General features: G+C 42.3%; 25 protein-coding genes and 1 pseudogene. 16 read left to right on the top strand and 10 right to left on the bottom strand.

Going from position 1 to position 21654, the window contains the following annotated elements; genetic code table 11:
* Nucleotides 1-10: 10 nt before the first annotated feature.
* The gene (locus BPOF4_RS16385) at nucleotides 11-1030 is read right to left on the bottom strand and encodes a M23 family metallopeptidase (protein ID WP_012960332.1); all 1020 of its coding nucleotides are present in this window, start codon (nucleotides 1028-1030) and stop codon (nucleotides 11-13) included.
* Between the two features lie 196 nt (nucleotides 1031-1226).
* Between BPOF4_RS16385 and lipA the strand changes: the two genes are divergently transcribed.
* The gene (lipA, locus tag BPOF4_RS16380) at nucleotides 1227-2141 is read left to right on the top strand and encodes a lipoyl synthase (protein ID WP_012960331.1); all 915 of its coding nucleotides are present in this window, start codon (nucleotides 1227-1229) and stop codon (nucleotides 2139-2141) included.
* 361 nt (nucleotides 2142-2502) lie between these two features.
* Nucleotides 2503-3795: a homocysteine synthase gene (locus tag BPOF4_RS16370; protein ID WP_012960328.1), complete on the top strand. Its 1293-nt coding sequence runs from the start codon at nucleotides 2503-2505 to the stop codon at nucleotides 3793-3795.
* 468 nt (nucleotides 3796-4263) lie between these two features.
* Here the strand turns inward: BPOF4_RS16370 and BPOF4_RS22825 are convergent, their stop codons facing one another.
* A complete protein-coding gene (locus tag BPOF4_RS22825) occupies nucleotides 4264-4392 on the bottom strand; it encodes a hypothetical protein (RefSeq protein ID WP_012960327.1) in 129 nt (42 codons plus the stop codon).
* A gap of 44 nt (nucleotides 4393-4436) precedes the next feature.
* Nucleotides 4437-5078 carry a YhcN/YlaJ family sporulation lipoprotein gene (locus BPOF4_RS16360; RefSeq protein WP_012960326.1) on the bottom strand — a complete coding sequence of 214 codons (642 nt, stop codon included), beginning with the start codon at nucleotides 5076-5078 and terminating at the stop codon, nucleotides 4437-4439.
* Nucleotides 5079-5190: 112 nt separating this feature from the next.
* Here BPOF4_RS16360 and BPOF4_RS16355 point away from each other — a divergent pair, with 112 nt between their 5' ends.
* Nucleotides 5191-5559, top strand: a complete 369-nt coding sequence (locus tag BPOF4_RS16355; RefSeq protein WP_081457720.1) for a YutD family protein — start codon at nucleotides 5191-5193, stop codon at nucleotides 5557-5559.
* A 28-nt stretch (nucleotides 5560-5587) separates the two neighbouring features.
* Here the strand turns inward: BPOF4_RS16355 and BPOF4_RS16350 are convergent, their stop codons facing one another.
* From BPOF4_RS16350 to glpX, 3 genes are all read right to left on the bottom strand, one after another.
* Complete coding sequence (locus tag BPOF4_RS16350; protein ID WP_012960324.1) at nucleotides 5588-5884, bottom strand: hypothetical protein; 297 nt, start codon at nucleotides 5882-5884, stop codon at nucleotides 5588-5590.
* A 51-nt stretch (nucleotides 5885-5935) separates the two neighbouring features.
* Nucleotides 5936-6202 (bottom strand): DUF3055 domain-containing protein, encoded by a 267-nt coding sequence (locus tag BPOF4_RS16345; protein WP_012960323.1) that lies wholly within the window; start codon nucleotides 6200-6202, stop codon nucleotides 5936-5938.
* A gap of 64 nt (nucleotides 6203-6266) precedes the next feature.
* On the bottom strand, nucleotides 6267-7238 hold the full coding sequence (gene glpX, locus BPOF4_RS16340) for a class II fructose-bisphosphatase (protein WP_012960322.1): 972 nt from the start codon (nucleotides 7236-7238) through the stop codon (nucleotides 6267-6269).
* Between the two features lie 244 nt (nucleotides 7239-7482).
* On the opposite strand from glpX, the gene BPOF4_RS16335 reads away from it, so the two are divergent.
* From BPOF4_RS16335 to BPOF4_RS16325, 3 genes are all read left to right on the top strand, one after another.
* On the top strand, nucleotides 7483-7929 hold the full coding sequence (locus BPOF4_RS16335; protein ID WP_012960321.1) for a DUF86 domain-containing protein: 447 nt from the start codon (nucleotides 7483-7485) through the stop codon (nucleotides 7927-7929).
* A 95-nt stretch (nucleotides 7930-8024) separates the two neighbouring features.
* Nucleotides 8025-8675 carry a helix-turn-helix transcriptional regulator gene (locus BPOF4_RS16330; protein ID WP_012960320.1) on the top strand — a complete coding sequence of 217 codons (651 nt, stop codon included), beginning with the start codon at nucleotides 8025-8027 and terminating at the stop codon, nucleotides 8673-8675.
* Between the two features lie 50 nt (nucleotides 8676-8725).
* On the top strand, nucleotides 8726-9493 hold the full coding sequence (locus BPOF4_RS16325) for a TIGR01457 family HAD-type hydrolase (RefSeq protein WP_012960319.1): 768 nt from the start codon (nucleotides 8726-8728) through the stop codon (nucleotides 9491-9493).
* 919 nt (nucleotides 9494-10412) lie between these two features.
* On the opposite strand, the gene BPOF4_RS16320 is transcribed toward BPOF4_RS16325, so the two are convergent.
* Complete coding sequence (locus BPOF4_RS16320) at nucleotides 10413-10919, bottom strand: phosphatidylglycerophosphatase A family protein (RefSeq protein ID WP_012960317.1); 507 nt, start codon at nucleotides 10917-10919, stop codon at nucleotides 10413-10415.
* Between the two features lie 145 nt (nucleotides 10920-11064).
* Between BPOF4_RS16320 and yutH the strand changes: the two genes are divergently transcribed.
* From yutH to BPOF4_RS16295, 5 genes are all read left to right on the top strand, one after another.
* The gene (gene yutH / locus BPOF4_RS16315) at nucleotides 11065-12102 is read left to right on the top strand and encodes a spore coat putative kinase YutH (protein ID WP_012960316.1); all 1038 of its coding nucleotides are present in this window, start codon (nucleotides 11065-11067) and stop codon (nucleotides 12100-12102) included.
* A gap of 236 nt (nucleotides 12103-12338) precedes the next feature.
* Nucleotides 12339-13634, top strand: coding sequence for a homoserine dehydrogenase (locus BPOF4_RS16310; RefSeq protein ID WP_012960315.1), 1296 nt, complete (start codon nucleotides 12339-12341; stop codon nucleotides 13632-13634).
* Nucleotides 13635-13637: 3 nt separating this feature from the next.
* Nucleotides 13638-14702, top strand: a complete 1065-nt coding sequence (gene thrC, locus BPOF4_RS16305) for a threonine synthase (RefSeq protein ID WP_012960314.1) — start codon at nucleotides 13638-13640, stop codon at nucleotides 14700-14702.
* Nucleotides 14699-15619 (top strand): homoserine kinase, encoded by a 921-nt coding sequence (gene thrB / locus BPOF4_RS16300; RefSeq protein ID WP_012960313.1) that lies wholly within the window; start codon nucleotides 14699-14701, stop codon nucleotides 15617-15619. The genes thrC and thrB overlap by 4 nt, the downstream gene beginning before the upstream one ends.
* Before the next feature lie 89 nt (nucleotides 15620-15708).
* Nucleotides 15709-15939, top strand: a complete 231-nt coding sequence (locus tag BPOF4_RS16295) for a transcriptional regulator SplA domain-containing protein (protein ID WP_012960312.1) — start codon at nucleotides 15709-15711, stop codon at nucleotides 15937-15939.
* A 73-nt stretch (nucleotides 15940-16012) separates the two neighbouring features.
* Here BPOF4_RS16295 and BPOF4_RS16290 read toward each other — a convergent pair whose 3' ends face one another.
* Nucleotides 16013-16306, bottom strand: a complete 294-nt coding sequence (locus BPOF4_RS16290; protein WP_411809986.1) for a NifU family protein — start codon at nucleotides 16304-16306, stop codon at nucleotides 16013-16015.
* A 127-nt stretch (nucleotides 16307-16433) separates the two neighbouring features.
* On the opposite strand from BPOF4_RS16290, the gene BPOF4_RS16285 reads away from it, so the two are divergent.
* Together BPOF4_RS16285 and BPOF4_RS16280 are read left to right on the top strand one after the other, a co-directional pair.
* Nucleotides 16434-17192, top strand: coding sequence for an SDR family NAD(P)-dependent oxidoreductase (locus tag BPOF4_RS16285; protein ID WP_041822506.1), 759 nt, complete (start codon nucleotides 16434-16436; stop codon nucleotides 17190-17192).
* Between the two features lie 81 nt (nucleotides 17193-17273).
* Nucleotides 17274-17579 carry a YuzD family protein gene (locus BPOF4_RS16280; protein ID WP_012960309.1) on the top strand — a complete coding sequence of 102 codons (306 nt, stop codon included), beginning with the start codon at nucleotides 17274-17276 and terminating at the stop codon, nucleotides 17577-17579.
* 602 nt (nucleotides 17580-18181) lie between these two features.
* On the opposite strand, the gene BPOF4_RS16275 is transcribed toward BPOF4_RS16280, so the two are convergent.
* Together BPOF4_RS16275 and BPOF4_RS22955 are read right to left on the bottom strand one after the other, a co-directional pair.
* Nucleotides 18182-19252, bottom strand: a complete 1071-nt coding sequence (locus tag BPOF4_RS16275; RefSeq protein WP_012960308.1) for an NAD(P)/FAD-dependent oxidoreductase — start codon at nucleotides 19250-19252, stop codon at nucleotides 18182-18184.
* Between the two features lie 411 nt (nucleotides 19253-19663).
* A pseudogene (locus tag BPOF4_RS22955) lies at nucleotides 19664-19825 on the bottom strand (TetR/AcrR family transcriptional regulator); the annotation flags it as partial.
* Nucleotides 19826-20052: 227 nt separating this feature from the next.
* On the opposite strand from BPOF4_RS22955, the gene BPOF4_RS16270 reads away from it, so the two are divergent.
* The 3 genes from BPOF4_RS16270 to dapF all read left to right on the top strand — a co-directional run bounded on the left by BPOF4_RS16270 (nucleotide 20053) and on the right by dapF (nucleotide 21503).
* Nucleotides 20053-20289: a YuzB family protein gene (locus BPOF4_RS16270; RefSeq protein ID WP_012960307.1), complete on the top strand. Its 237-nt coding sequence runs from the start codon at nucleotides 20053-20055 to the stop codon at nucleotides 20287-20289.
* Nucleotides 20290-20385: 96 nt separating this feature from the next.
* On the top strand, nucleotides 20386-20625 hold the full coding sequence (locus BPOF4_RS16265; protein WP_012960306.1) for a hypothetical protein: 240 nt from the start codon (nucleotides 20386-20388) through the stop codon (nucleotides 20623-20625).
* 29 nt (nucleotides 20626-20654) lie between these two features.
* The gene (dapF, locus tag BPOF4_RS16260; RefSeq protein ID WP_012960305.1) at nucleotides 20655-21503 is read left to right on the top strand and encodes a diaminopimelate epimerase; all 849 of its coding nucleotides are present in this window, start codon (nucleotides 20655-20657) and stop codon (nucleotides 21501-21503) included.
* Nucleotides 21504-21654 lie beyond the last annotated feature (151 nt).

The raw sequence follows: 21654 nt of genomic DNA, 5'->3' as shown, positions 1-21654 counted from the left end.
AGCTGGCTCCTTATTTCTTCTTTTTGCGGTCTTGATACGCTTTACGCTCCCATTGCTTTAGGGAAGGGAATGGATCAAATGACCACTCAGTAAAGCCGTTATCTCTATACATACCATAATGAAGATGCGGCGGGAATTTGCCTTGGGTGCCGGGCTTACCGTAACCCGAGCTTCCGCAGTAACCAACCACATCGCCAGGAGACACAATGCTTCCTTCTTCAATTCCTTTCTCAAAGCCGCTTAAATGAGCGTAGTAATGATACACATTATCTAAGTCGCGAATACCGATACGCCAGCCGCCGTACATATTCCATCCTTTAACTTCTACTTTTCCGTAAGCTGTAGCACGCACTGGCACATTATAACCGGCAAAAATATCTGTTCCTTCATGGATCCGCCTTCCGCCCCAACCTCTGCGGTCCCCCCATGTGTTTTTGTAGCTGTAATTATAATTGAGAGGGATAGGGAACGCATGATCATCTAAATCAAGTGTTCCAAAATGCTCATACACAGCTGCATGACCGTGGATAATAGAAACAGACTGCTCGCGCTGGTAATAATCCCATAAAGCAATTCTAAAGTCATCTTCGTCAAATCCGTATTGTTCTAAGTAATGAGCAAATGTGTAAAGAACATCTTCATCGTCTGTTGGACTCGCGACGCCATCACCGTTTCCATCTAACCCTATACCATTAAATAAACTAATGGATAACGGATCTGTGTCTTCTTTATTTGGGTTGATCGGACCTGCCCATATTTCCGGATCATAAAAGATAGAAATAAATCCTTCTTCCCTCGGTCGGTCACGCTGAGCACGGCGCAGTCCACGCTCATACGTATCAACTGCAGCTAAATAATGCCACGGGACTTGGGTAATGGCCTCCATTTTTTGATACAGCTCCATCCGTGCATTGAATATTTCTTCTTGTGACATTTCTTCGGTCGTATTTGCTAAAGTAATCTGCGGAGCAGAACTGATTATAAATAAGGTCAGCATAAGTATTTGTAAAAACCGTTTAGCTCGTTTCACTTTATTCCCTCCTCTAGGAATTCTCTTCTTCTCTAGTGTGCAAAGTTTTTAGAGAAAAATATGAGTGAATCAATGGAAATTTCGAGCGATAGTTTGGTCATTTGGGAATAATCATGATAAAGTATAGAAAGATAAATGCAGCGAGGTTTGTCGATTTTCGTATGCAGAATATGGGAAAGCGGATGGAGTGAATAGCATGGCAAAGAAAGAAGAACATTTACGTAAGCCGGAGTGGCTGAAAATAAAATTAAACACAAATGAGACTTACACTGGTCTAAAGAAGATGATGCGCGAGAAAAATCTACATACAGTCTGTGAAGAAGCGCGTTGTCCAAATATCCATGAATGCTGGGCTGTTCGTAAGACGGCTACATTTATGATCTTAGGGGATGTATGTACACGTGCCTGCCGTTTCTGTGCCGTTAAAACAGGTCTTCCTAATGAACTTGACCTGCAAGAGCCGGAACGTGTAGCAGATTCTGTAGAAATGATGGGATTAAAGCATGCCGTTATTACAGCTGTCGCTCGTGATGATTTAAAAGACGGAGGGGCGGCTGTGTTTGCTGAAACCGTTCGTGCCGTACGCCGTAAAAATCCATTCTGTACGATTGAAGTACTGCCATCTGATATGTTAGGTAATTTTGATAGCCTGAAGACGTTAATGGATGCGAAACCGAATATTATGAACCATAATATTGAAACGGTTCGCCGCCTGTCGCCAAGAGTTCGCGCACGTGCAACGTATGACCGTACATTAGAGTTCTTGCGCCGCGCTAAAGAAATGAACCCAGATATCCCTACAAAATCAAGCCTGATGATCGGTCTTGGTGAAACAAGAGAAGAGATTATTGAAACAATGGATGATCTTCGTGCCAACAACGTGGATATCATGACTATTGGACAATACCTTCAACCGACGAAAAAGCATTTAAAAGTACAAAAGTATTACACACCAGAAGAATTTGCTGAATTTAAAGAGATTGCTCTTGAAAAAGGCTTCAGCCACTGTGAATCTGGTCCGCTTGTACGCTCTTCATACCATGCCGATGAGCAGGTAAACGAAGCCCAGGTAAGAGAAGAAGCGAACAAAGTAGCAAAAACACATAATTAATGAGGAAAGAGCGCTGCGGCGCTCTTTTCTATTTGATTGCCAGTGGATAGGGGCGAGGGCGTGCCGGGGAGAAATTGGCGCAATTCTAAGGAAACTAGTGACAATTATATTTAAAAGGAATATAAATAACGTTCACACTGATGCAATTCAATTCAATTGACGCAATAAATATGGCAATAAGAACAATCAGTAACTGCATCGACGCAATAAAAAGTGGAATAGGCGCAATAAACAATGAGAAGCAGTCAAATAATAAGTCAGAAACCGCCGTGTATTCTCTCTTGACAAGTCGGAATAGTGTGAATATTATTGAAGCAATACGTACTACTATTAAAAAGACGAAGTCAATGGGGGAATAAAGATGAGTGAAGAGAATCATTTCAGGCCGGAAACATTAGCTATTCATGCTGGACAAGAGATTGATCCAACCACGTTTTCACGCGCGGTTCCGCTTTACCAAACAACCTCTTATGGATTTAAAGACACAGATCATGCTGCAAATTTATTCTCGCTAAGTGAATTTGGAAATATTTATACACGCTTAATGAACCCGACTACCGATGTATTTGAAAAAAGAGTAGCCGCACTTGAAGGCGGGGCAGCGGCTCTTGCGACTGCTTCAGGACAGGCGGCAATTACGTACTCTATTTTAAATATTGCTGAGGCTGGAGATGAAATAGTGTCGGCCGCCAGTTTATACGGGGGTACATATAATTTATTTTCAACAACATTACCGAAGCTTGGCATCAAGGTTCATTTTGTTGACCCGACTGATCCTGCTAACTTTAAAGCAGCTATCACTGATAAAACAAAAGCCATCTATGCAGAGACGGTAGGGAATCCAAAAGGAGATGTGCTAGATATTGAGGCAGTGGCTCATATTGCTCATGAGCACAATCTTCCTCTCATAGTCGATAATACCTTCCCAAGTCCATACTTACTGCAGCCAATTAAGCATGGTGCGGATATTGTTGTTCATTCTGCCACAAAATTTATCGGTGGCCATGGTACTTCAATTGGCGGGGTGATCGTAGACAGTGGAAAGTTTGATTGGACAAAAACAGATAAGTATCCTGGGCTTACGACGCCGGATCCTAGTTATAACGGCGTCGTCTACACAGAAGCCGTTGGTCCAATTGCTTATATTATAAAAGCACGAGTACAGCTTCTTCGGGACTTAGGGGCATCTATTGCACCGTTTAACTCATTTTTACTTCTGCAAGGGCTAGAAACCCTTCATTTACGAATGAAGCAGCATAGTGAAAATGCGTTGGAGACAGCAAGATTTCTTGAGGCGCATCAGTCAGTTGACTGGGTTTCTTACTCTGGGTTAGAATCTCATTCCTCCTATGACCTCGCTCAAAAATATTTGCCAAAAGGTCAGGGAGCCATTTTAACATTCGGATTAAAAGGTGGAGTAGAGGCTGGGAAGAAGCTTATTCATTCGGTTGAATTGTTCTCACACCTAGCTAATGTAGGGGATTCAAAATCACTGATTATACACCCGGCTAGTACGACTCATCAGCAGTTAACAGAAGAAGAACAGCTCGCAGCAGGAGTGACACCTGGAATGATTCGTCTTTCAATCGGAACAGAAGCGATTGAAGACATTTTAGGCGATCTTGGCCAAGCGATTGAAAAAAGCCAGCAATAAGAATAGAGCAGCTCCTGAGTTAGGGAGCTGCTCTATTTTGGGTTTAGAGTAAAGGCTGGCGCTATTATTAGCCGAAGTGATACATATACGCTTGCTACAGACGCATATAACGTTTGATTAGGCGCAATTAAACTACATCGGCGCAATCAAGCCGGCAAGTAACGCAATAAGGCGAGAGAGGAGAGCAATGGCTGTATACATTGACGCATAAAAGGCTTGAATATATACAATCTTCTCTTCCCCTTATTTTACCGCAAGCCAGCCCACTCACCTCCGCTTTTCGTGTCTAGCTTCGGCTCGTTGTCCTGCGGGAAATAACGGTGCATCGAATGAAGACAAAAAGCGTCTTCATATCGCTGCCCCTTATATTTCCGCAAGCCAGCCCACTCGCCTCCGCTTTTCGTGTCTAGCTTCGGCTCGTTGTCCTGCGGGAAATAACGGTGCATCGAATGAAGACAAAAAGCGTCTTCATATCGCTGCCCCTAATATTTCCGTATGCCAGCCCACTCGCCTCCGCTTTTCATGTCTAGCTGCAGGGTTCAGATAATCGGTGGCTTCACTTTGCCAAACGAAGCAAAAAGCGCTTCTCATTGTCAAAGCTCCATCCTCCTCATACCTAAACGAACCCTTCCGCCTTTCCTTTAATCCATTAATTTCTGGTGTTTCTTTTCCATGACGTTCATGTTGTCGTCGGTGTCCTCGTTGTAGGCACCTTGTGGAGATTGGCGCATTTCTTGGATCGTTTGTTTAAGCGTTCCGTCTAAATTTCCAGTTGTTGTGGAGCCATCTTGGAAGCGTTCAATGTCTTCGAAATGACTATGATCATCTGTAATATAGACTTCATAGTAACGCGGAACTACAGAAATCGCACTGCGTTTTACTTGGTCCGCTACGTAATCGCGGTCGTTCGTATCGCAGTCATAGGCAACTAATACGTACTTATCTGTAACAAGCGTTGCGGCCTCGCTCACCGTTTCGTTCGTTAAGACCATTCTTGTTACCGTATCAGAAAGCTCTGTCCGGTCAAACATAGGTGTTGATTGTTGTCTGCCGTTTGCTTCTACCTGTTGTTTTTGATATCTTGTGTACCCATAATGGTTGTAGTCATTATTTTGATTTTGCTGACCCATTCCCATTGGATAATAGCCATGATTCGTTTGCATAGGGCCGTAATTCGGATTAGCTGTACGCTGCATCGATTGCTGCCCCACATCATTCATCTGGCAGCCGGTCATAAGCATTAAAGCTGCGACACCAGAGATCACCATTGATTTTTTTATCATGATGTTCATTCCCCCTCTACTTTAAGAATGACCAAAAAGAAATGTTTTTACTGATAGAAAATGATGCCACAAAGGTTACTGTAGGGAGGCTCGGGTGTGGTATAATAAGGGTATGAAAAGTGAGGTGAGCCCAGTGGTTCGCATTCAAGGAATGCAGTATGAAGTAATAGAGGATATAAAAGAGGGCTGGAATGAAGAAGCCTTTAAGTCACGTTACAGTGATGTGTTAAATAAATACGATTATATTGTTGGTGATTGGGGTTACAGCCAATTGCGTTTACGCGGCTTTTTTGAAGACCGCCATAAAAAGTCGACCTTTGATACGAAGATCAGTACTCTTCCTGATTATTTATACGAGTATTGTAATTTTGGCTGCGCTTATTTCGTGCTTAAGAAAGTGAAGGAAACGAAAGAAAAGGATAGGGAAAAAGAAAAACAGCCCGTACCTGCAGAAGAGGCAGCGGCATTAAGTGAAGAATAGGGGAGAGCCCTTTTAAAGGGCTCTTTGTTTAAGTGGTCGTGTAAGGTGGTTCTTCGTTTTTATCAGGATCATCATGAGTTGGGTGATGTCCTGGATATTTACGCGGAAGGTTTTGGTGCAAAGATTTAAACTCATAATTGAAAGCGCTGTAATAACGCTGCCCAGGCTTCCATGGGGTGCTTTTATTTTCAACAGGTTTATCCTTATTGATTGGTGAGCCGTAAGGGCCTTCTGGAGTAATTTCTGGCAAAATGAAATTACGCATCGTTTCGACGTTTGAGAAGTCAGTGTAATCTTCCGTTTCTTTATCACGTGAATCTGGCATAAAAAAACCACCTCCTGCCGTTAGTTTTACCGGAAGAGATGGTTTTTACTATTAAATGACTTCATATAAAAACGAACGTAATTCGCCAGCTTCTTCTTCACTGATTTGATAAGCGTGCTCAAGATAGCCAGGCTCTTCTAAATCGTCTGTACCAATAATGGCAAACCGATTAGATAATACATCTAGAACCAGCTTTTTCCCGTAATAGCGGGAAGAGGTGATGATGGCTAGGTCAAAACGTTGTGACTCACCCATAAAGCTTACAAATCTGGTCCTTGTTTCTTCTGTGTCATCATATAAATAAAAGCGCTCAGACATTCTTATTGCCCCCCAAGTAACATTGTTTTTTTATCATATCATGCCACAAGAGGGGATGCGATACTTAGTCGTTCATCACTAAATGAGGTTTATGATCAAGATGGTGATGTGTTTTAATGTAGCGGACTGTTCTTGTCTTAGCACGCATAACAATGGAGTCAGTTTCAGCAAGGTCTCCGCCTAAAAAGCGTACGCCTTCAACTAATTCACCAGAAGATACTCCCGTTGCAGCAAAAATAGCATCATCACCGCGAACAAGATCGTCTAATTGTAATACTTGACGAGGATCTTCTAGCCCCATTTTTTTGCAGCGTTCAAACTCTTCATCATTCATTGGTACAAGACGAGCTTGCATGTCACCGCCTAAAGCTTTTAGTGCAGCAGCAGAAATAACACCTTCTGGAGCTCCGCCTGTTCCAACAAACAAATCAATACCCGTTTGCGGCAAGGCAGTGGCAATAGAAGCACCAACGTCACCGTCACCAAATAATTTAACACGAGCACCCTTTTGGCGAACGCGTTCAATCAATTCAGCATGACGCTCACGCTCTTGGATAATCACTGTTACATCACGCACTCGTTTATTTGTCATTTTAGCCACAATATCAATTGTTTTTTCGATAGGGTCATCAAGACGGACAAGTCCAGCGGCAAGAGGTCCGACTGCGATCTTTTCCATATACATATCTGGTGCGTGAAGCAGCGTTCCTTTATCCGCTACCGCAATAACAGCCATCGCATTAGGGTGTCCTTTCGCTACGATGTTTGTTCCTTCAAGCGGGTCAACCGCGATGTCAACTTCAGGACCATGCCCACTGCCGACTTCTTCGCCAATATAGAGCATTGGTGCCTCGTCAAGTTCTCCTTCACCAATGACAACAGTACCTCTGCAGTTTACTGAATCAAACATTGTGCGCATGGCACTCGTTGCAGCATCATCTGCTTCATTTTTCTTCCCGCGGCCCATCCATTGAGATGAAGCTAGGGCTGCTGCTTCCGTTACACGGACGATTTCTAAGGCTAGTTCACGATCCAAGTTGTTTCTCCTCCATTTGTGTAAAAAAGTTTTGTGTAGCTTATTTTTTTTGTAGTAGCATAATGTGTGTAGCATTCACTACTTTTCATTTGTTCGACAATCAATCAGGTCCTTGTCGAATCATTTACGTTCTTTATCATAACAAAAACGCCGTAAAGAATAAATCATTTCTTTTGATGTGTTTAACTTTATCTAAAAAAAACGTTTAATGTGTTATACTAATTCAAAAAAAGAAGGTGTTCCTATGTATTTTGTGAATCGTGAAAAAATTGAAGATACCCTTACATATATGGATCAATTGTTAACAGAATTTGAGGAGAATCAACCTCTTGAAACCGTAAAGGATAAGCTTGCTTATGAGCGGTTTGCAACGGTTGTCATTGAATCAATTATTGATGTTGGGAATAGTATGATTGACGGCTTTATCATGCGTGATCCTGGGAGCTATGAAGACATTGTAGAAATCCTTTTTGATGAAAAAGTGCTCCAAAAAGAAGAGGCGGCTGCCCTAAAAAAAGTGGTCAGTTTAAGAAAGCCGCTTGTAACATACTACACACAAATTAAGCATGAAGATGTACAAGCTGTCATTCAAACGGAAAGAAAGGCTCTAGAGTCTTTCTCAAGCCATGTTAGACGCTATTTAGTCGAGGAGCTTGGTCCTGTTTCTGCGTTTTTGCCTGAACAGAATTAATAATTCAGGTAAGTGTTCAAGGTCAATGTAAGAATAGTTTTAAATTGACACATAAATTTACAATTGACCACACATCGCTTACAATGAGGTGAAGGATGGTGATGGTCGTGAATAATAATACCAACTCCACAAGGCAAGTCATCTTAGTGATGTTAAAAAAAAGCCAGCAGCTGACCGTCTCAGAAATAGCTGAGCAATTAGAAATTACAGAGATGGCGGTGCGCAGACACCTACAAGGATTAGAAAAAGAAGGGCTGATCGAATCGAGGCTTGAAAGACAGCCGATGGGCCGCCCTACACATAAATATTCTTTAACCCTTAAAGGAGAAGAGAGCTTCCCAAGGAATTACGGCAATCTCTCGCTTGAATTTTTACAAGACCTCGAACAATTAAGTGGTACGGAAATGATTGAAAAGTTATTTGAACAGCGCCGCGAACGACTGCTTGATAAATACAGCACTGCTGTAACAGGCAGTTTTGAAGAGCGTGTTGAGACACTTGCTCGTATTCAAAATGAGAGCGGGTATATGGTTGAGGTTGAGAAGCAGGATGATGGAACATATCGGTTTGTAGAATACAACTGCCCGATCGCGCAAGTCGCAACGGCTTATCCTGTTGCGTGTACGTGTGAACAGAAACTGTTTAAGTCTCTGCTTGATACGGATGAGATCGAAAGGGAAGAGTGCATGGCTAAGATGGATACGGCGGGCTGTGTATATGTTTTAAAAGAGAAAAGTAAAAAATAACACGACAGCCACCTTGCCTAAAGGTGGTTGTTTCTTATAAGGAGTAGAAAATGAAAGCATATAAAGGATTTCTAATTGATTTAGACGGAACAATGTACCGAGGCACTGAACCGATTCCTGAAGCTATTGATTTTGTGAAAAGAATAGAACAAATGGGGTATCCTTATTTATTTGTGACAAACAATTCTACCAAAACTCCAAGAGAAGCAGCAGGGATATTACAGAATATGGGGGTTCCTGCGACAAGTGAACATATTTTCACGACAAGTATGGCTGCAGCGGGTGTGATTAAAGACCTTAAGCCGAATGCAAAAGTTTTAATGGTAGGAGAAAATGGACTAAAGCAAAGTCTACTTGATGAGGGACATGAATTGGTTGATGTGGACCCAGATTATGTTGTGATGGGATTAGATCGAGAAATTACATATGAAAAGTTAGCAAAAGCAGCACTGGCTGTTCGAAGTGGTGCTGCGTTTATTGCAACAAATGGCGATCGTGCCCTACCGACTGAAAAAGGACTAATGCCTGGTGCCGGCTCACTTATATCAGTGATTACGACTTCTACTGGAGTGAAACCGACCTTTATTGGAAAGCCTGAGCCGATCATGATCGAACAGGCACTTGAGAAGATAGGGGTTAAAAAAGAAGAGGCACTGATGATTGGTGATAATTATGACACAGATATCTTAGCGGGAATCAATGCCGATGTTGATACATTAATGGTATTAACGGGAGTGAGCAATGAGGACCACTTAAAAGATGTGGATGATAAGCCAACCTATGTATTACCATCTTTGTCTGAATGGCAGTTTAATTAAACGTTTGTTTAAGAGGTTCATGCGTGTGCATGAGCCTTTTTGTGTCCTAGCCCAAGAATATTACCTTAGGCTTGTGTAAGCTCGCCGCTCCTGAAATATACTTCGCTTTTCGCGGGGAGCTGGTGAGCTTCCTCGGGCTTTTGCCCTGTGGGATCTCAGCCCTGCTCTAGTCCCCGCAGAAGTCTCGCATATTCATCCGCTGGGTTAGTGCATTTTCTAATTAATATGTGGAGTGATTTAGTTATGGCTTCAAAGATTCTTTATCTTAAAATACATTAAACATTAGTTATAGCATAGGCGTCGCTGCTGAAATATGCTTCGCTTTCCGTGTGGAGCTGGTGAGCTTCCTCGGGCTAAAGCCCTGCGGGATCTCACCCCTGCTCTAGTCCACACAGGAGTCTACGCATATTTCATCAGCTAAGTACGGTCGTTGAAACAGGTTTAGTGGCATTATTTCGTTTTGGATCAGTCGAATCGAAACCAATTACTTTCAATATGAGGAACCTCTAACAACCTACTCGCTCCGTTGATTGGAGCGGAAGATACGAGACTCCTGCGGGATGTGCGTGGCCAGGGGAGACCCCACAGGAGTGTAACGACGAGGAGGCTCCCGGGCCGCCCGCGGAAAGCGTGCGCCTGCAGCGGAGATCAACACTTATGGCATGGGGGATTTTACATTGTGTACGTGGCTAGTAGGAATCCTGCTAGAGCGTGGCGATGAGGAAATTTCCGGACGGCAACAACTATGTAAGGAGAGCGGGTCTTTAGGCGATGGAACAAAAAAAGTATCTTACAAGCTTGGATCTTTTTTAGGCATATGTAATAGATCCGACTAATCACTTAAGTGGCAGCCGAATCTAGGGTATGTTGATCGGATGTAGTAAACTAGGAAGCATATTTTAATCCATCCCTTAACACCTTACTCTACATTTGCAGCACGGTGAGCGAGGCGGCTTGAAGCAGCTGCTGCAATCGCACCTACAATATCATCTAAAAACGTGTGACACTCCCCACTTGACTTGTCATTTAATTTCTTTAAAATCCCAGGTTTTTGTTTATCAATATAGCCATAATTTGTAAAGCCGATTGAGCCGTACACATTTACGATAGACAATGCAATAATTTCATCGACCCCATATAACCCTTCATCTCTTGCAATAATCCCTTGAAGCGGTTCTTCGAGCTTTTTTTGCTCTGTTAATACATCTAATTGAATTCCTGTTAATATCGCATTTTGAATTTCGCGTTTGCGGATCACTCGATTGACGTTATGAATGCAGTCATCCATCTCTAAATTGGGATGGTATTTTTCCTGAAGAAAATAGACAAGATCGGCAATGTCGTTAATCGTTACGCCGCGCTCTTCAAGTGCTTCACGAGCTCTTTTTTCAACTTCATCAATAGGTTGTGGTTTTTTCTCAGACATAAAATCCCCTCCAGCGTTCGGTTCACCTTATCAACACTTGGTGTGGAGACAAAATGATTATTACTAGTCTACGGGAGTTGAACACATTTTATGCAGATGGGTCATAGACTAGATAAAAGGTGTGTATGGCAAGGAGGGGAAAAGTGTGTTTGAGCGCAATGTATATGATCAGTACGGGCTTTATTGTGACTCGCGTTTTGCTTTAGGAGACTTTGAAGGATTTGAAGCCGGCGGGAAGTCGTATGTATTCTTTCCAAAAGAAGATTGTGCTTCAAAAGAACAAGAAATGCTTGATTATGCTGAATATTACCGTTCGATTGGTGATGCTTCTATGCTCACTTTGCAAAAAACGAAATCAAACGGCAATGTCGGACTGATTGACGGGCAGGAAGTTTATTTATTTGAAATGCCTGAACCTGAGCGAAATGGAGGCCTTCACTTAGAATCTAGTTATGACATTGGCGGTCACTTAGCTACCATTCACTATTACGGAAAGCAAATGCCTCAAACGAGGAAATCGCATGACTATTTTGGACAGTGGCATAAGTTATGGGAGAAGAGACTTGAGCAGCTTGAGGGCTGGTATCAACAGATTGGTTATGAGCAGCCAAGATCCTATGTTGATGAGGCTTTTTTGTACTCTTACCCATATTATATGGGTCTTACAGAAAATGCGATTCAATATGCGGTCGATGCAAGGCTTGATGATCCTACTCATGACAAGGAGCAAGGGACGGTATGTCATAGACGATTTACAGATCAAACATGGCTTGTGACATCTACACGAGGCGGGATCATAAAACGACCGACAGAATTTGTATATGATCATCCTTGCCGAGATATCGCAGAGTGGATTAGGCAAAAGCGCTACGATCAGGCGCTAAGCCGTAATAATAATTGGGAAGATGTGCATTCATTTATTGAAGGCTATGAGCAATATGAACCTTTAAGCACGTATGCTTGGAGATTAACCTATGCTCGGCTGCTTTTCCCTGTACATTATTTTGAGTCGATTGAGAACTACTACCGGGCCCAAATAAATGAGGATAAACAAGAGCATGGTCAGGTGTTTTTCTCCTTAATTGAACAAGAAGGAGAAAACGAACAATTTTTAAAGCAATTTTCAGAGATGATACGGATTCCTAAAACCTCCTCAAGAACTCCAAATGTAGAATGGTTATAGTCAAATGCAAAGGAAGCCGCCTTTTTATAGGCGGTTTTTTTAGTGCGTGTATTTAATTGAGGGCGATAAATGGATAATGTGGTATGATATATTGAAATTGTTTGAACATTTACAAAATACCCCTTGTTTTAAATGGAAATTCATCTTATAATGTCCTTTATACAAATACAAATGTTCTTTTTAGAGGAACAAAACAGAGAAACAGATCGTATAGTTTGGATTGGAGTGGAGCAGAAATGAAACAAGGCATCAATGTAGGGTTATTAGGACTTGGAACGGTAGGAACAGGGGTTATTTCGATTATTAAACAGCACCAGCAGGAATTAAAGCATCAAGTAGGATGCGCTGTAAATGTGGCCAAGGTGCTTGTTCGTGATACAGATAAGAAACGTGGAGTTGAAGTTGAGGAAAACTGGCTGACAACAGACCCTGCGGAAGTATGCTGCGACCCAGAGATTGATGTGGTGATTGAAGTGATGGGCGGTGTGGAAGATACGAAAGAACATCTTGCCAATGCCCTGAAAAATAAAAAGCATGTCGTAACTGCAAATAAAGATTTAATGGCATTGTACGGAGCAGAGCTTTTGCATCTCGCTTCAGAAAACGGCTGTGACCTGTTTTATGAGGCAAGTGTAGCTGGAGGAATTCCTATTTTGAGAAGTTTAGCTGACGGGTTAGCGGCTGATCGGATTACAAAGATGATGGGGATTGTGAATGGAACAACAAACTATATTTTAACGAAGATGTCGCAAGAAGGAAGCCAATACTTAGATGTGTTAGCTCAAGCACAGGAATTAGGTTTTGCAGAAAGTGATCCGACTTCTGATGTGGAAGGGTTAGATGCTGCAAGAAAGATGGCAATTCTTTCTACTTTAGGGTTCTCGATGGATGTTAGTCTTGATGATGTTTCAGTCAAAGGGATTTCACAAGTCACGGATCGCGACCTTCATTACTGTGAACAGCTTGGTTATACAATGAAATTAATCGGTATCGCTAAGCGTGATGATGACCGAATTGAAGTAAGTGTAGGGCCGACACTTCTCCCAAATGACCATCCGCTAGCTGCAGTAAATAATGAATACAATGCTGTTTATGTGTACGGAGAAGCAGTTGGAGAGACAATGTTTTATGGCCCAGGTGCTGGCTCGCTGCCGACAGCAACAGCAGTGGTTTCAGATTTAGTGACTGTGATGAAGAACATGCGCTTAGGAGTGAATGGTCATACCGTTCATGCGCCGCTTCATGAGAAGGTACTTAAAGAAGATAAGGAAATTGATTCTAAGTATTTCTTACGAATGAGAGTAACAGATAAAGCAGGAACATTCTCTGCTATTACTTCTTTATTTGCAGAATATGAAGTCAGCTTTGAGAAGCTTCTGCAGCTTCCGCTAGATGGAGGAGAAGAAGCTGAAGTTATTGTGATTACGCATCATACAAGCAAAGAGAATTATCAGAAACTATATGAACGTTTACAAGCGCTTGAGGTTGTAGAAAACGTAGAGAGCAGCTACCGTGTTGAGGGAGGACAATAAATAATGAGCAAATGGAATGGGTTACTTCATGAATATAAAGAGTTTTTACCGGTAAATGATAAAACACCAATGTTAACGTTAAAAGAAGGAAATACTCCTTTGATCCCTCTTGAAAATCTGTCAAAGGAATGGGGAGTGGAGCTATACGTTAAGGTAGAAGGGGCAAACCCGACTGGTTCTTTTAAAGATCGCGGAATGGTCATGGCTGTTGCGAAAGCAAAGGAAGAAGGCAGTGACACAATTATTTGTGCTTCAACAGGAAATACGTCAGCAGCGGCTGCGGCTTACGGTGCGCGTCTTGGCATGAGATGTATTGTCGTTATTCCTGAAGGAAAAATCGCTCTTGGTAAATTAGCACAAGCTGTCATGTACGGAGCTGAAGTCATCGAGATTAAAGGAAACTTTGATCATGCGCTTGAAATTGTTCGTGCGATCAGTGAAACGGAGCCGATTACGTTAGTGAACTCGGTAAACCCTTATCGAATTGAAGGGCAGAAAACGGCTGCATTTGAAGTGTGTGATGCACTTGGGCAAGCGCCGGATGTACTTGCAATCCCAGTAGGAAATGCCGGAAATATTACAGCGTACTGGAAAGGGTTTAACGAATACCACGAAAAGAAAGGTACGGGCCTTCCTGAAATGCGTGGGTTTGAGGCAGAGGGAGCAGCCGCGATTGTTCGTGATGAAGTAATTGAAGAGCCTGAAACAGTTGCTACAGCTATCCGTATCGGAAATCCTGCCAGCTGGTCTCAAGCGGTAACTGCAGCTAATGATTCAAATGGAGCCATTGATTACGTAACAGATGAAGAAATTTTAGAGGCGTATCAGCTTCTTGCTAAGCGTGAAGGGGTATTTGCTGAACCGGCATCTTGCGCTTCATTAGCAGGTGTGAAAAAGCAGCTTGCTTCAGGTGAATTAAAGAAAGGCTCAAAGATTGTATGTGTGTTAACAGGAAACGGCTTAAAAGATCCAAGCACAGCAATGGATACAGTAGCTGTTAAACCAACGGTTCTTCCTAATGAAAAGGATGCATTCTTATCTCATATTAAAGGAGGGGTTAAGCTGTGAGCGTTGAACCTTTTATGATTACGGTTCCTGGCAGCACGGCAAACCTAGGACCTGGATTTGATTCTGTAGGACTTGCGGTTGATCGATATTTAACGTTAGTCGCAAAACCCGCAGATGCTTGGTCGTTTTATTCTGAATCACCGGATCTCAAAGGCGTTCCAACTGATGAAGAGAACCTTATTTACAAAGTGGCAAAACACGTAGCTGATACATACGGCTATATGCTCACCCCTTGTGAAGTCGAGATGACAAGCGATATTCCGTTAACAAGAGGTCTAGGAAGCAGTGCTGCTGCGATTGTAGCTGGAATAGAGCTTGCTAATCAACAAATGAATAATATTCTATCTCCTGAAGAGAAAGTGCGCCTGTCGAGTCTTTGGGAGGGTCACCCTGATAATGTAGCAGCCTCTGTATATGGAGGACTTGTTATCGGCACTCACACAGAGGAAGCGACGCATGTTCTGTATGGAGGAGTGCCTGAAGTTGATCTAGTCGTTGTCATTCCAAAGCACGAGCTGTTAACGAAAAAAGCTCGTGGGGTGCTGCCTGAATCCCTTCCGTACAAAAAAGCTGTCAGAGGGAGCGGGGTAGCTAATGTGTTAGTAGCTGCGCTTCTTCAGGGCAATTTCAGCTTAGCTGGAGAGATGATGAGTGCAGACATCTTTCATCATCCATACCGAGGAGAGCTGGTCCCGCACCTGCAAGATGTGATTGATGTCGTGCGCGAGGATACGGATGCATATGGTGCAGCATTAAGCGGTGCTGGTCCAACAATTTTCTGCTTAGCCCCTCTAAATCGCGGGGAAGCAGTGAAAGAAGTACTCTCGAAACGTTTCCCAGACTTTGAAATTGATGTTTTAGCCCCTGCGAAGCACGGGGTCTGTGTCAAGGTTCCGAGCTATTTACGAGAAGCTTAATCTAAGTTCCAGCCTAAACATTTTCATATGAATAGTTCAAGCATAGTCGGGCAAACCATAATCATCAGCCATGAAAAGGAGTGTCCGCTATGCTTGATATGAATCAATTACATGAGGGGCAGTCGGTATATGTGATCTATAGGAATCCTCACACGCCGACTGTCTCCTCTATTCAAGAGGCAACAATTGCCCTAGATCCAATGAATCCAGGCCAGATCTCTCTTGTCTTATTTGATTATTACCATCCCATTGAAGAAGACGATGCTATTTTTTCTTCCTATGAAGAAGCCGAAGCCTCTTACGATGATTATTTTATGTAAAAGAAAAAAGCCCGCAGCTGCGGGCTTTTTATTATGAAGCAGTATCGATCTTACTCAATACGAATAGCTTACATTAAAATACTTGCTCGATTTCTTTTACGCCAGGAACTTCTTCAAGAAGAGCGCGTTCAATTCCTGCTTTTAGCGTAATTGTTGAACTTGGGCAAGAACCGCATGCACCAAGAAGACGAACTTTAACGATACCATCTTCAACTTCTACAAGTTCAACGTCCCCGCCATCACGAAGCAAGAAAGGACGAAGCTTATCTAATACTTCCTGTACTTGCTCAACCATTTCAGTACTTGTTGCCATTATTAACAACCCCTTTCTATCTATATTATAATAGCCAGCACGAAAAAAATCCATGAATCTGCCATGATCATTTAAATATGGGCTGAATATTTTTTAAAATGCGCACCCGAACCTTTTCGAAGAAAAACATGCATATTTTGTATAAGATATGTATAATTAAAGTATATATATTGTGGAGGGGATGATGATGAGAGCGGTGTTAATAACAGGAGCTACCTCTGGAATCGGAAAAGCAGCCGTTCATCGCTTTGCTAAAGAAGGAGATCATGTGATTGCTGTCAGTAAATCTCATGAAAAAGGCTCGTTCTTTATTAGTGAAATTGATCGATGTGAGTACAAGGGACATGTCGATTTTTTTCAAGCCGATATTAGGTGTGAAAATGAAGTGGAGAGATTGTACGCAGAGCTTTCTATGACATTTCGATCGATTGATGTGCTCGTTAACAATGCAGGAGTGGTTCAGCCAGCTGCAGGAATGATTGAGAAAATCCAGGAAGATGAATGGGACGAGTTGTTTAACACAAACGTGAAAGCTGCTTTTTTGATGATGAAACATGGGTTGAAACAGATGGATCGAAAAACAGGAGCAGCGATTATTAATGTAGCTTCTGCTATGGGATCTACTACATATCCCCCTGCACTAGCTGCTTATAATTCATCAAAAGCGGCCCTCATTTCGTTAACAAAATCATTAGCCGCCCGCTACGCTAAGCAGGGAATAAGAATTAATACCATATCACCTGGACTTGTAGATACCCCGCTCGCTCATTGGCTGTATGGAGGAAAATGCTCATTTAAAAAGGTTAGCGAAAAGCACCCAAGAGGGTATGGGGCAGCTCCAGATGAGATTGCCTCCATTATTTATTTTCTTGCCTCAGAAGATGCTTCCTATGTGATCGGCCATAACTTGATTGCCGATGGAGGCCATTCCTTAAAGTAAGAGATTGATCTTTCGCTATCGTTTCCTATATGCTAAAAGTACAGATATGGTTAGGATAGGTAAACGAAGAGGGGTGCTGTTATGAGCGAAATTAGACTTGTCGTGTACGGAGCAGAAGAGAAATGTGCCAGCTGCATTAATTTACCCACTGCATATGAGACCAAAGAGTGGCTAGAAGCGGCTCTGTCAAGAAAGTATGAACAGGAGAATGTGAAAGTGGACTACGTAGATATCCACGGAATCTACGGTGAAGAGCATCAGTCTTACGTTAATGCTATTTTAGAGGATGAATATTTTTATCCGCTTATTGTATTTAACGATGAAGTAGTAGGGGAAGGGAATCCGCGTTTGAAGACTATCTATGAGAAGATTGAAGCGAGTCGCTAAGGGTGGTCCGTGTCTTGGTGTTTAATTGCGCCGTTTCAAGACGTTTATGCGTCGGTTGAAAACCTGATTGCGCGGGTGCAAAATGTTATTGCGTCGCTAGTCTGCTTAATTGCGCCAATCCAAGCTAATTGCGTCTTTTCAACCTTTTTATGCGTCTAAGTTTAAAGAAATTGATTTATTTCAAAGAGTATATGCGTCACTTGCTAAACAGGAAAAAGCTGTCCGCATAAATGGGACAGCTTTTCTTATTGGCTAGCTTCAGGGTTCAGGTAATCGGTGGCTTCACTTTGTCAAACGAAGCAAAAAGCGCTTCTCATTGCCAAAGCTCCATCCTCCTCATACCAAAACGAACCCTTCCGCTTTTCTTGTCTAGCTCCGGCTCGTTGCCTTGCGGGAAATAACGGTGCATCGAATGAAGTCAAAGAGCGACTTCATATCGCTGCCCCTCATATTTCCGCAAGCCAGCCCACTCGCCTCCGCTTTTCCTGTCTAGCTTCAGGGTTCAGGTAATCGGTGGCTTCACTTTGTCAAACGAAGCAAAAAGCGCTTCTCATTGCCAAAGCTCCATCCTCCTCATACCTAAACGAACCCTTCCGCTTTTCTTATGACCCTGAGTGGTGTTTGTACATCCAGAGGACGCCGCTTTTTAGGACGCGTGGCACTCGGCCTAGCAGGGTGCGTTCGCCCATTAGTCCGAAGCCGTGCTTTTTACCTAGTGATCCGAGTACTCCTTTTAACTTGATGCGCGGGAGTTCCTCAGGAAGCGGTTCGTTGTTCCATTGCTTCTTTAAGATCGTTACAATTTGCTCTGCTTGTCCTTCCGCAAGCTGTGCGCTTGGTGCATGCGGAAGGCTCGCACAGTCACCTACAACAAAGACATTTTCGTCTGTTGGAAGGAAGTGCTGGGGAGTTAATACCACACGGCCTTGCTTATCTTTTTCAACATCTAGGTTGCGAACAACTTCTACTGGCTGAATGCCGGCAGTCCAAATGACAGCATCGGTGTCAACACGCTCATCATGGTTGTATAGAGCGCCTTCTTCTACTTTGGTGATATTCGATTTATTAATCACTTCTACGCCATGGTCAATAAACCAATTTTGGACATACGTACTTAAGCGGCGAGGGAACATAGATAGAATGATCTCGCCACGGTCAAATAATTTAATTGTTAGATCAGGGCGGCTTTCACGAAGTTCACTAGCAAGCTCTACACCGCTTAAGCCAGCGCCGACAATTGATACGACACCTTGCGGGCGGATATTGTTGAGGGCTTCATACGTGCGTCTTGTTGCTTCCATCGTTTGAATGCCGTATGTGTGCTCCTTAGCGCCTGGTACGCCGTGGTATTTATCTTCACAGCCAAGACCGATAATTAACTGGTCATAAGGAACAAACTCCCCGTTGCTTAATTCAACGGTTTTATCGTTTAAATGGATTTCTGAAATCGTTTCGTATTTAATGTTCAGACGAGAGTCTTCTGGAAATTGAACGCGCAGATGATGATCTGCTGCTGTTCCTGCTGCAAGAGCATAGTATTCCGTTTTCAGACAGTGATAAGGCAGTCGGTCAATCAGTGTAATCTCAACGTCATTTGGCAGATCATTCGGTAAGAGGCGCTGTAAAATACGCATACCGCCATATCCTGCACCTAAAACAACAAGTTTTTTCATAAGTGAGTATCTCCTTTGCTCTGTAATAGATTCTAAACTGGCATGGATCAGGTCCATAATTTTAGAAAGTAACTGAGCTTTTGTAGGTTCTTTCGCAAACGTTTGTAAACCATACGAAACATGACTGTTTATAATGTGCGACCACGTTTTAATAGGAATAGAAGAACGAATATAACCTGTTTCTTCTGCTTGAGATAACAGGGTTTCCCAATGTGGGAGAAGCAGTTGTTCATCCTCGATCACATGCTTCCAAATTTGAATGGTTAATGCAGGGTGAATGTCATAATCACTTAAAATAAATTGAAGATAAGAGCGAATACGTACCCCGAGAGGAAGAGTCCTCAGATTAGGCTGTTCAATGTATGGAAGCGCAGCTTGTATCCGTTCGGTTGCAAGCGATTGCATAATGGATTCTTTAGTAGGAAAATAATTAAAGAACGTACCTTTTGCGACATTAGCTGCCTTTGTGATCTCTAAGACAGTCGTATGAGAGAAACCTTTTTCAAGAAATAGTTCTCTGGCTGCTTGTTCAATTCTCTTTTTCGTTTGTGTTTTCTTTGCTCTCTCACTCATGTCGTCGCTCCTTAAAAATGACCCTGGTCAGTTTTGATTATAACGAGTTATACAGTAAATAACAACAAATTTGTGAATTTTTTTAGACGAAGACAATATTAAATAAAAAGCATTAAAATGATGCGTTAAAATCTTCCTTCATATTATAAACAGATTATAATCAGATATCATTGACTTATAGTTCGCATCCGAGTAGGATTATAGACAAGAAATTTGAGGTGAAAGTGATGCGTCCTATTATCGAATTTTGTTTAAGTAATCTTGCAAGCGGCACTCAAAAGGCGATGGAAGAGCTAGAACGTGACCCTAATCTAGATATTATTGAATACGGATGTCTAGGAAATTGCGGGAGTTGTGCTGTCACACCTTTTGCGCTTGTAAATGGAGAATATATTTCCGGTGAAACAAATGAAGAGCTTGTAGAAAATATCTACACGTATTTAGAGGAAAATCCTATGTTTTAATAGTCAGCTTCTAGACATTCTAGAAGCTTCTTTTGTACGTCTGGAGCTGAACCTATACAACGAACAGCAATTTACTGAAGAGAGTAGGTGTAGAATATGGATGTGATACCTTTTCAACATACATTGCCATATGAGCGGCAATTTGAGGATATTTATGTGAGTTCTTGTCCGTTTTGTGAGGAAGAACAAGTCTTGACCCATATGAAACCTCGTGATTATAAGCAAGCTAAAGAAGGTGTCAAAACGATCTTAATTATGCCGTGCTGCCGTAGTAAAATTACAATATTAGAAGCAGACGACGATTATTTTTGGGCAGATGAGCCATTAAGAAAATAACCAGTAAAAAAAATGAGCGAGGGATCTAGATGAAATTCACGAAAATGCACGGCCTTGGAAACAGCTATATTTACGTTGATTTATTTAAAGAAACATTGGAAGAAGAGCAATTGGCCGCATTAGCTGTAGAGGTTGCTGACAAAAATAAAGGAATTGGTTCTGACGGGATGATCCTGGTATGTCCTTCAGACGTTGCGCCTGTGAAAATGAGAGTATTTAATAATGACGGGTCAGAAGCAAAAAACTGTGGTAACGGCCTTCGCTGTGTAGCAAAATTTGCTTATGAACATGGTTATGTTAAAGATCAAACATTCCAAATTGAAACATTAGGCGGGCTTGTTACGGCAACAGTCCATATAGAAGGAGAGCGCGTTCATACGGTGACGGTCAATATGGGCAAGCCTCGTCTAACTAGAGAGAGTCTTCCGATGCTTGGTTCATCAACGGAAAAAATAGTAGCAGAGCCGTTCGAAGTCGCTGAAACGAAGCTTGAGCTTACAGCTGTGTCAATGGGGAATCCGCATGGAGTGTTTTTTGTAGAAGATATTAACCAAGCACCAGTAGATACATTAGGACCGATTATTGAAAAAGATGAGCGTTTTCCGGAATGGATAAATGTAGAATTTGTAGAGGTTGTCAGTGAGTCAGAGCTTCATTTCCGCGTGTGGGAGAGAGGCTCAGGAATTACGCAGGCTTGCGGGACGGGAGCATGTGCTGCAGTCGTTGCATCAATCCTGAATGGACATTCTAACAAAGGGGAATCTGTAACGGTGCACCTGCTCGGGGGAGACCTTGAGATTGAATGGACCGAGTCAGGAGATGTGTTAATGACCGGTGCAGCTGAAGTTATTTGTGAAGGTGTATTTGAACGTAAATAAAGATAAATATTAGTACGAGGAAGTTGGTATAAAGCCAGCTTCTATTTTATATTTTATTTGTGAAGAATTTCACAAATTAGACGTAACTATTTATAAGAAGTGGTAGATTTTAGACATTTTTTAACATAGACTAAGGGGGAGTTAAGGAGAG

Origin of the sequence: Alkalihalophilus pseudofirmus OF4 (genome assembly GCF_000005825.2) — a bacterium.
Taxonomy (GTDB): Bacteria; Bacillota; Bacilli; order Bacillales; family Bacillaceae_D; genus Alkalihalophilus; species Alkalihalophilus pseudofirmus.
Note: the sequence above shows the minus strand (reverse complement) of the source record. Positions and strands in the feature narration are given on the sequence as shown.

Bases quoted from the DNA above. Each gene is read 5' to 3' on its own strand.
- lipA (WP_012960331.1), top strand. From the start codon at position 1,227: ATGGCAAAGAAAGAAGAACATTTACGTAAGCCGGAGTGGCTGAAAATA.
- BPOF4_RS16370 (WP_012960328.1), top strand. From the start codon at position 2,503: ATGAGTGAAGAGAATCATTTCAGGCCGGAAACATTAGCTATTCATGCT.
- BPOF4_RS16360 (WP_012960326.1), bottom strand. From the start codon at position 5,078: ATGATAAAAAAATCAATGGTGATCTCTGGTGTCGCAGCTTTAATGCTT.
- BPOF4_RS16355 (WP_081457720.1), top strand. From the start codon at position 5,191: ATGAAAAGTGAGGTGAGCCCAGTGGTTCGCATTCAAGGAATGCAGTAT.
- BPOF4_RS16350 (WP_012960324.1), bottom strand. From the start codon at position 5,884: ATGCCAGATTCACGTGATAAAGAAACGGAAGATTACACTGACTTCTCA.
- BPOF4_RS16345 (WP_012960323.1), bottom strand. From the start codon at position 6,202: ATGTCTGAGCGCTTTTATTTATATGATGACACAGAAGAAACAAGGACC.
- BPOF4_RS16335 (WP_012960321.1), top strand. From the start codon at position 7,483: ATGTATTTTGTGAATCGTGAAAAAATTGAAGATACCCTTACATATATG.
- BPOF4_RS16330 (WP_012960320.1), top strand. From the start codon at position 8,025: ATGGTGATGGTCGTGAATAATAATACCAACTCCACAAGGCAAGTCATC.
- BPOF4_RS16325 (WP_012960319.1), top strand. From the start codon at position 8,726: ATGAAAGCATATAAAGGATTTCTAATTGATTTAGACGGAACAATGTAC.
- BPOF4_RS16320 (WP_012960317.1), bottom strand. From the start codon at position 10,919: ATGTCTGAGAAAAAACCACAACCTATTGATGAAGTTGAAAAAAGAGCT.
- BPOF4_RS16310 (WP_012960315.1), top strand. From the start codon at position 12,339: ATGAAACAAGGCATCAATGTAGGGTTATTAGGACTTGGAACGGTAGGA.
- thrC (WP_012960314.1), top strand. From the start codon at position 13,638: ATGAGCAAATGGAATGGGTTACTTCATGAATATAAAGAGTTTTTACCG.
- BPOF4_RS16295 (WP_012960312.1), top strand. From the start codon at position 15,709: ATGCTTGATATGAATCAATTACATGAGGGGCAGTCGGTATATGTGATC.
- BPOF4_RS16290 (WP_411809986.1), bottom strand. From the start codon at position 16,306: ATGGATTTTTTTCGTGCTGGCTATTATAATATAGATAGAAAGGGGTTG.
- BPOF4_RS16285 (WP_041822506.1), top strand. From the start codon at position 16,434: ATGATGATGAGAGCGGTGTTAATAACAGGAGCTACCTCTGGAATCGGA.
- BPOF4_RS16280 (WP_012960309.1), top strand. From the start codon at position 17,274: ATGAGCGAAATTAGACTTGTCGTGTACGGAGCAGAAGAGAAATGTGCC.
- BPOF4_RS16275 (WP_012960308.1), bottom strand. From the start codon at position 19,252: ATGAAAAAACTTGTTGTTTTAGGTGCAGGATATGGCGGTATGCGTATT.
- BPOF4_RS16270 (WP_012960307.1), top strand. From the start codon at position 20,053: ATGCGTCCTATTATCGAATTTTGTTTAAGTAATCTTGCAAGCGGCACT.
- BPOF4_RS16265 (WP_012960306.1), top strand. From the start codon at position 20,386: ATGGATGTGATACCTTTTCAACATACATTGCCATATGAGCGGCAATTT.
- dapF (WP_012960305.1), top strand. From the start codon at position 20,655: ATGAAATTCACGAAAATGCACGGCCTTGGAAACAGCTATATTTACGTT.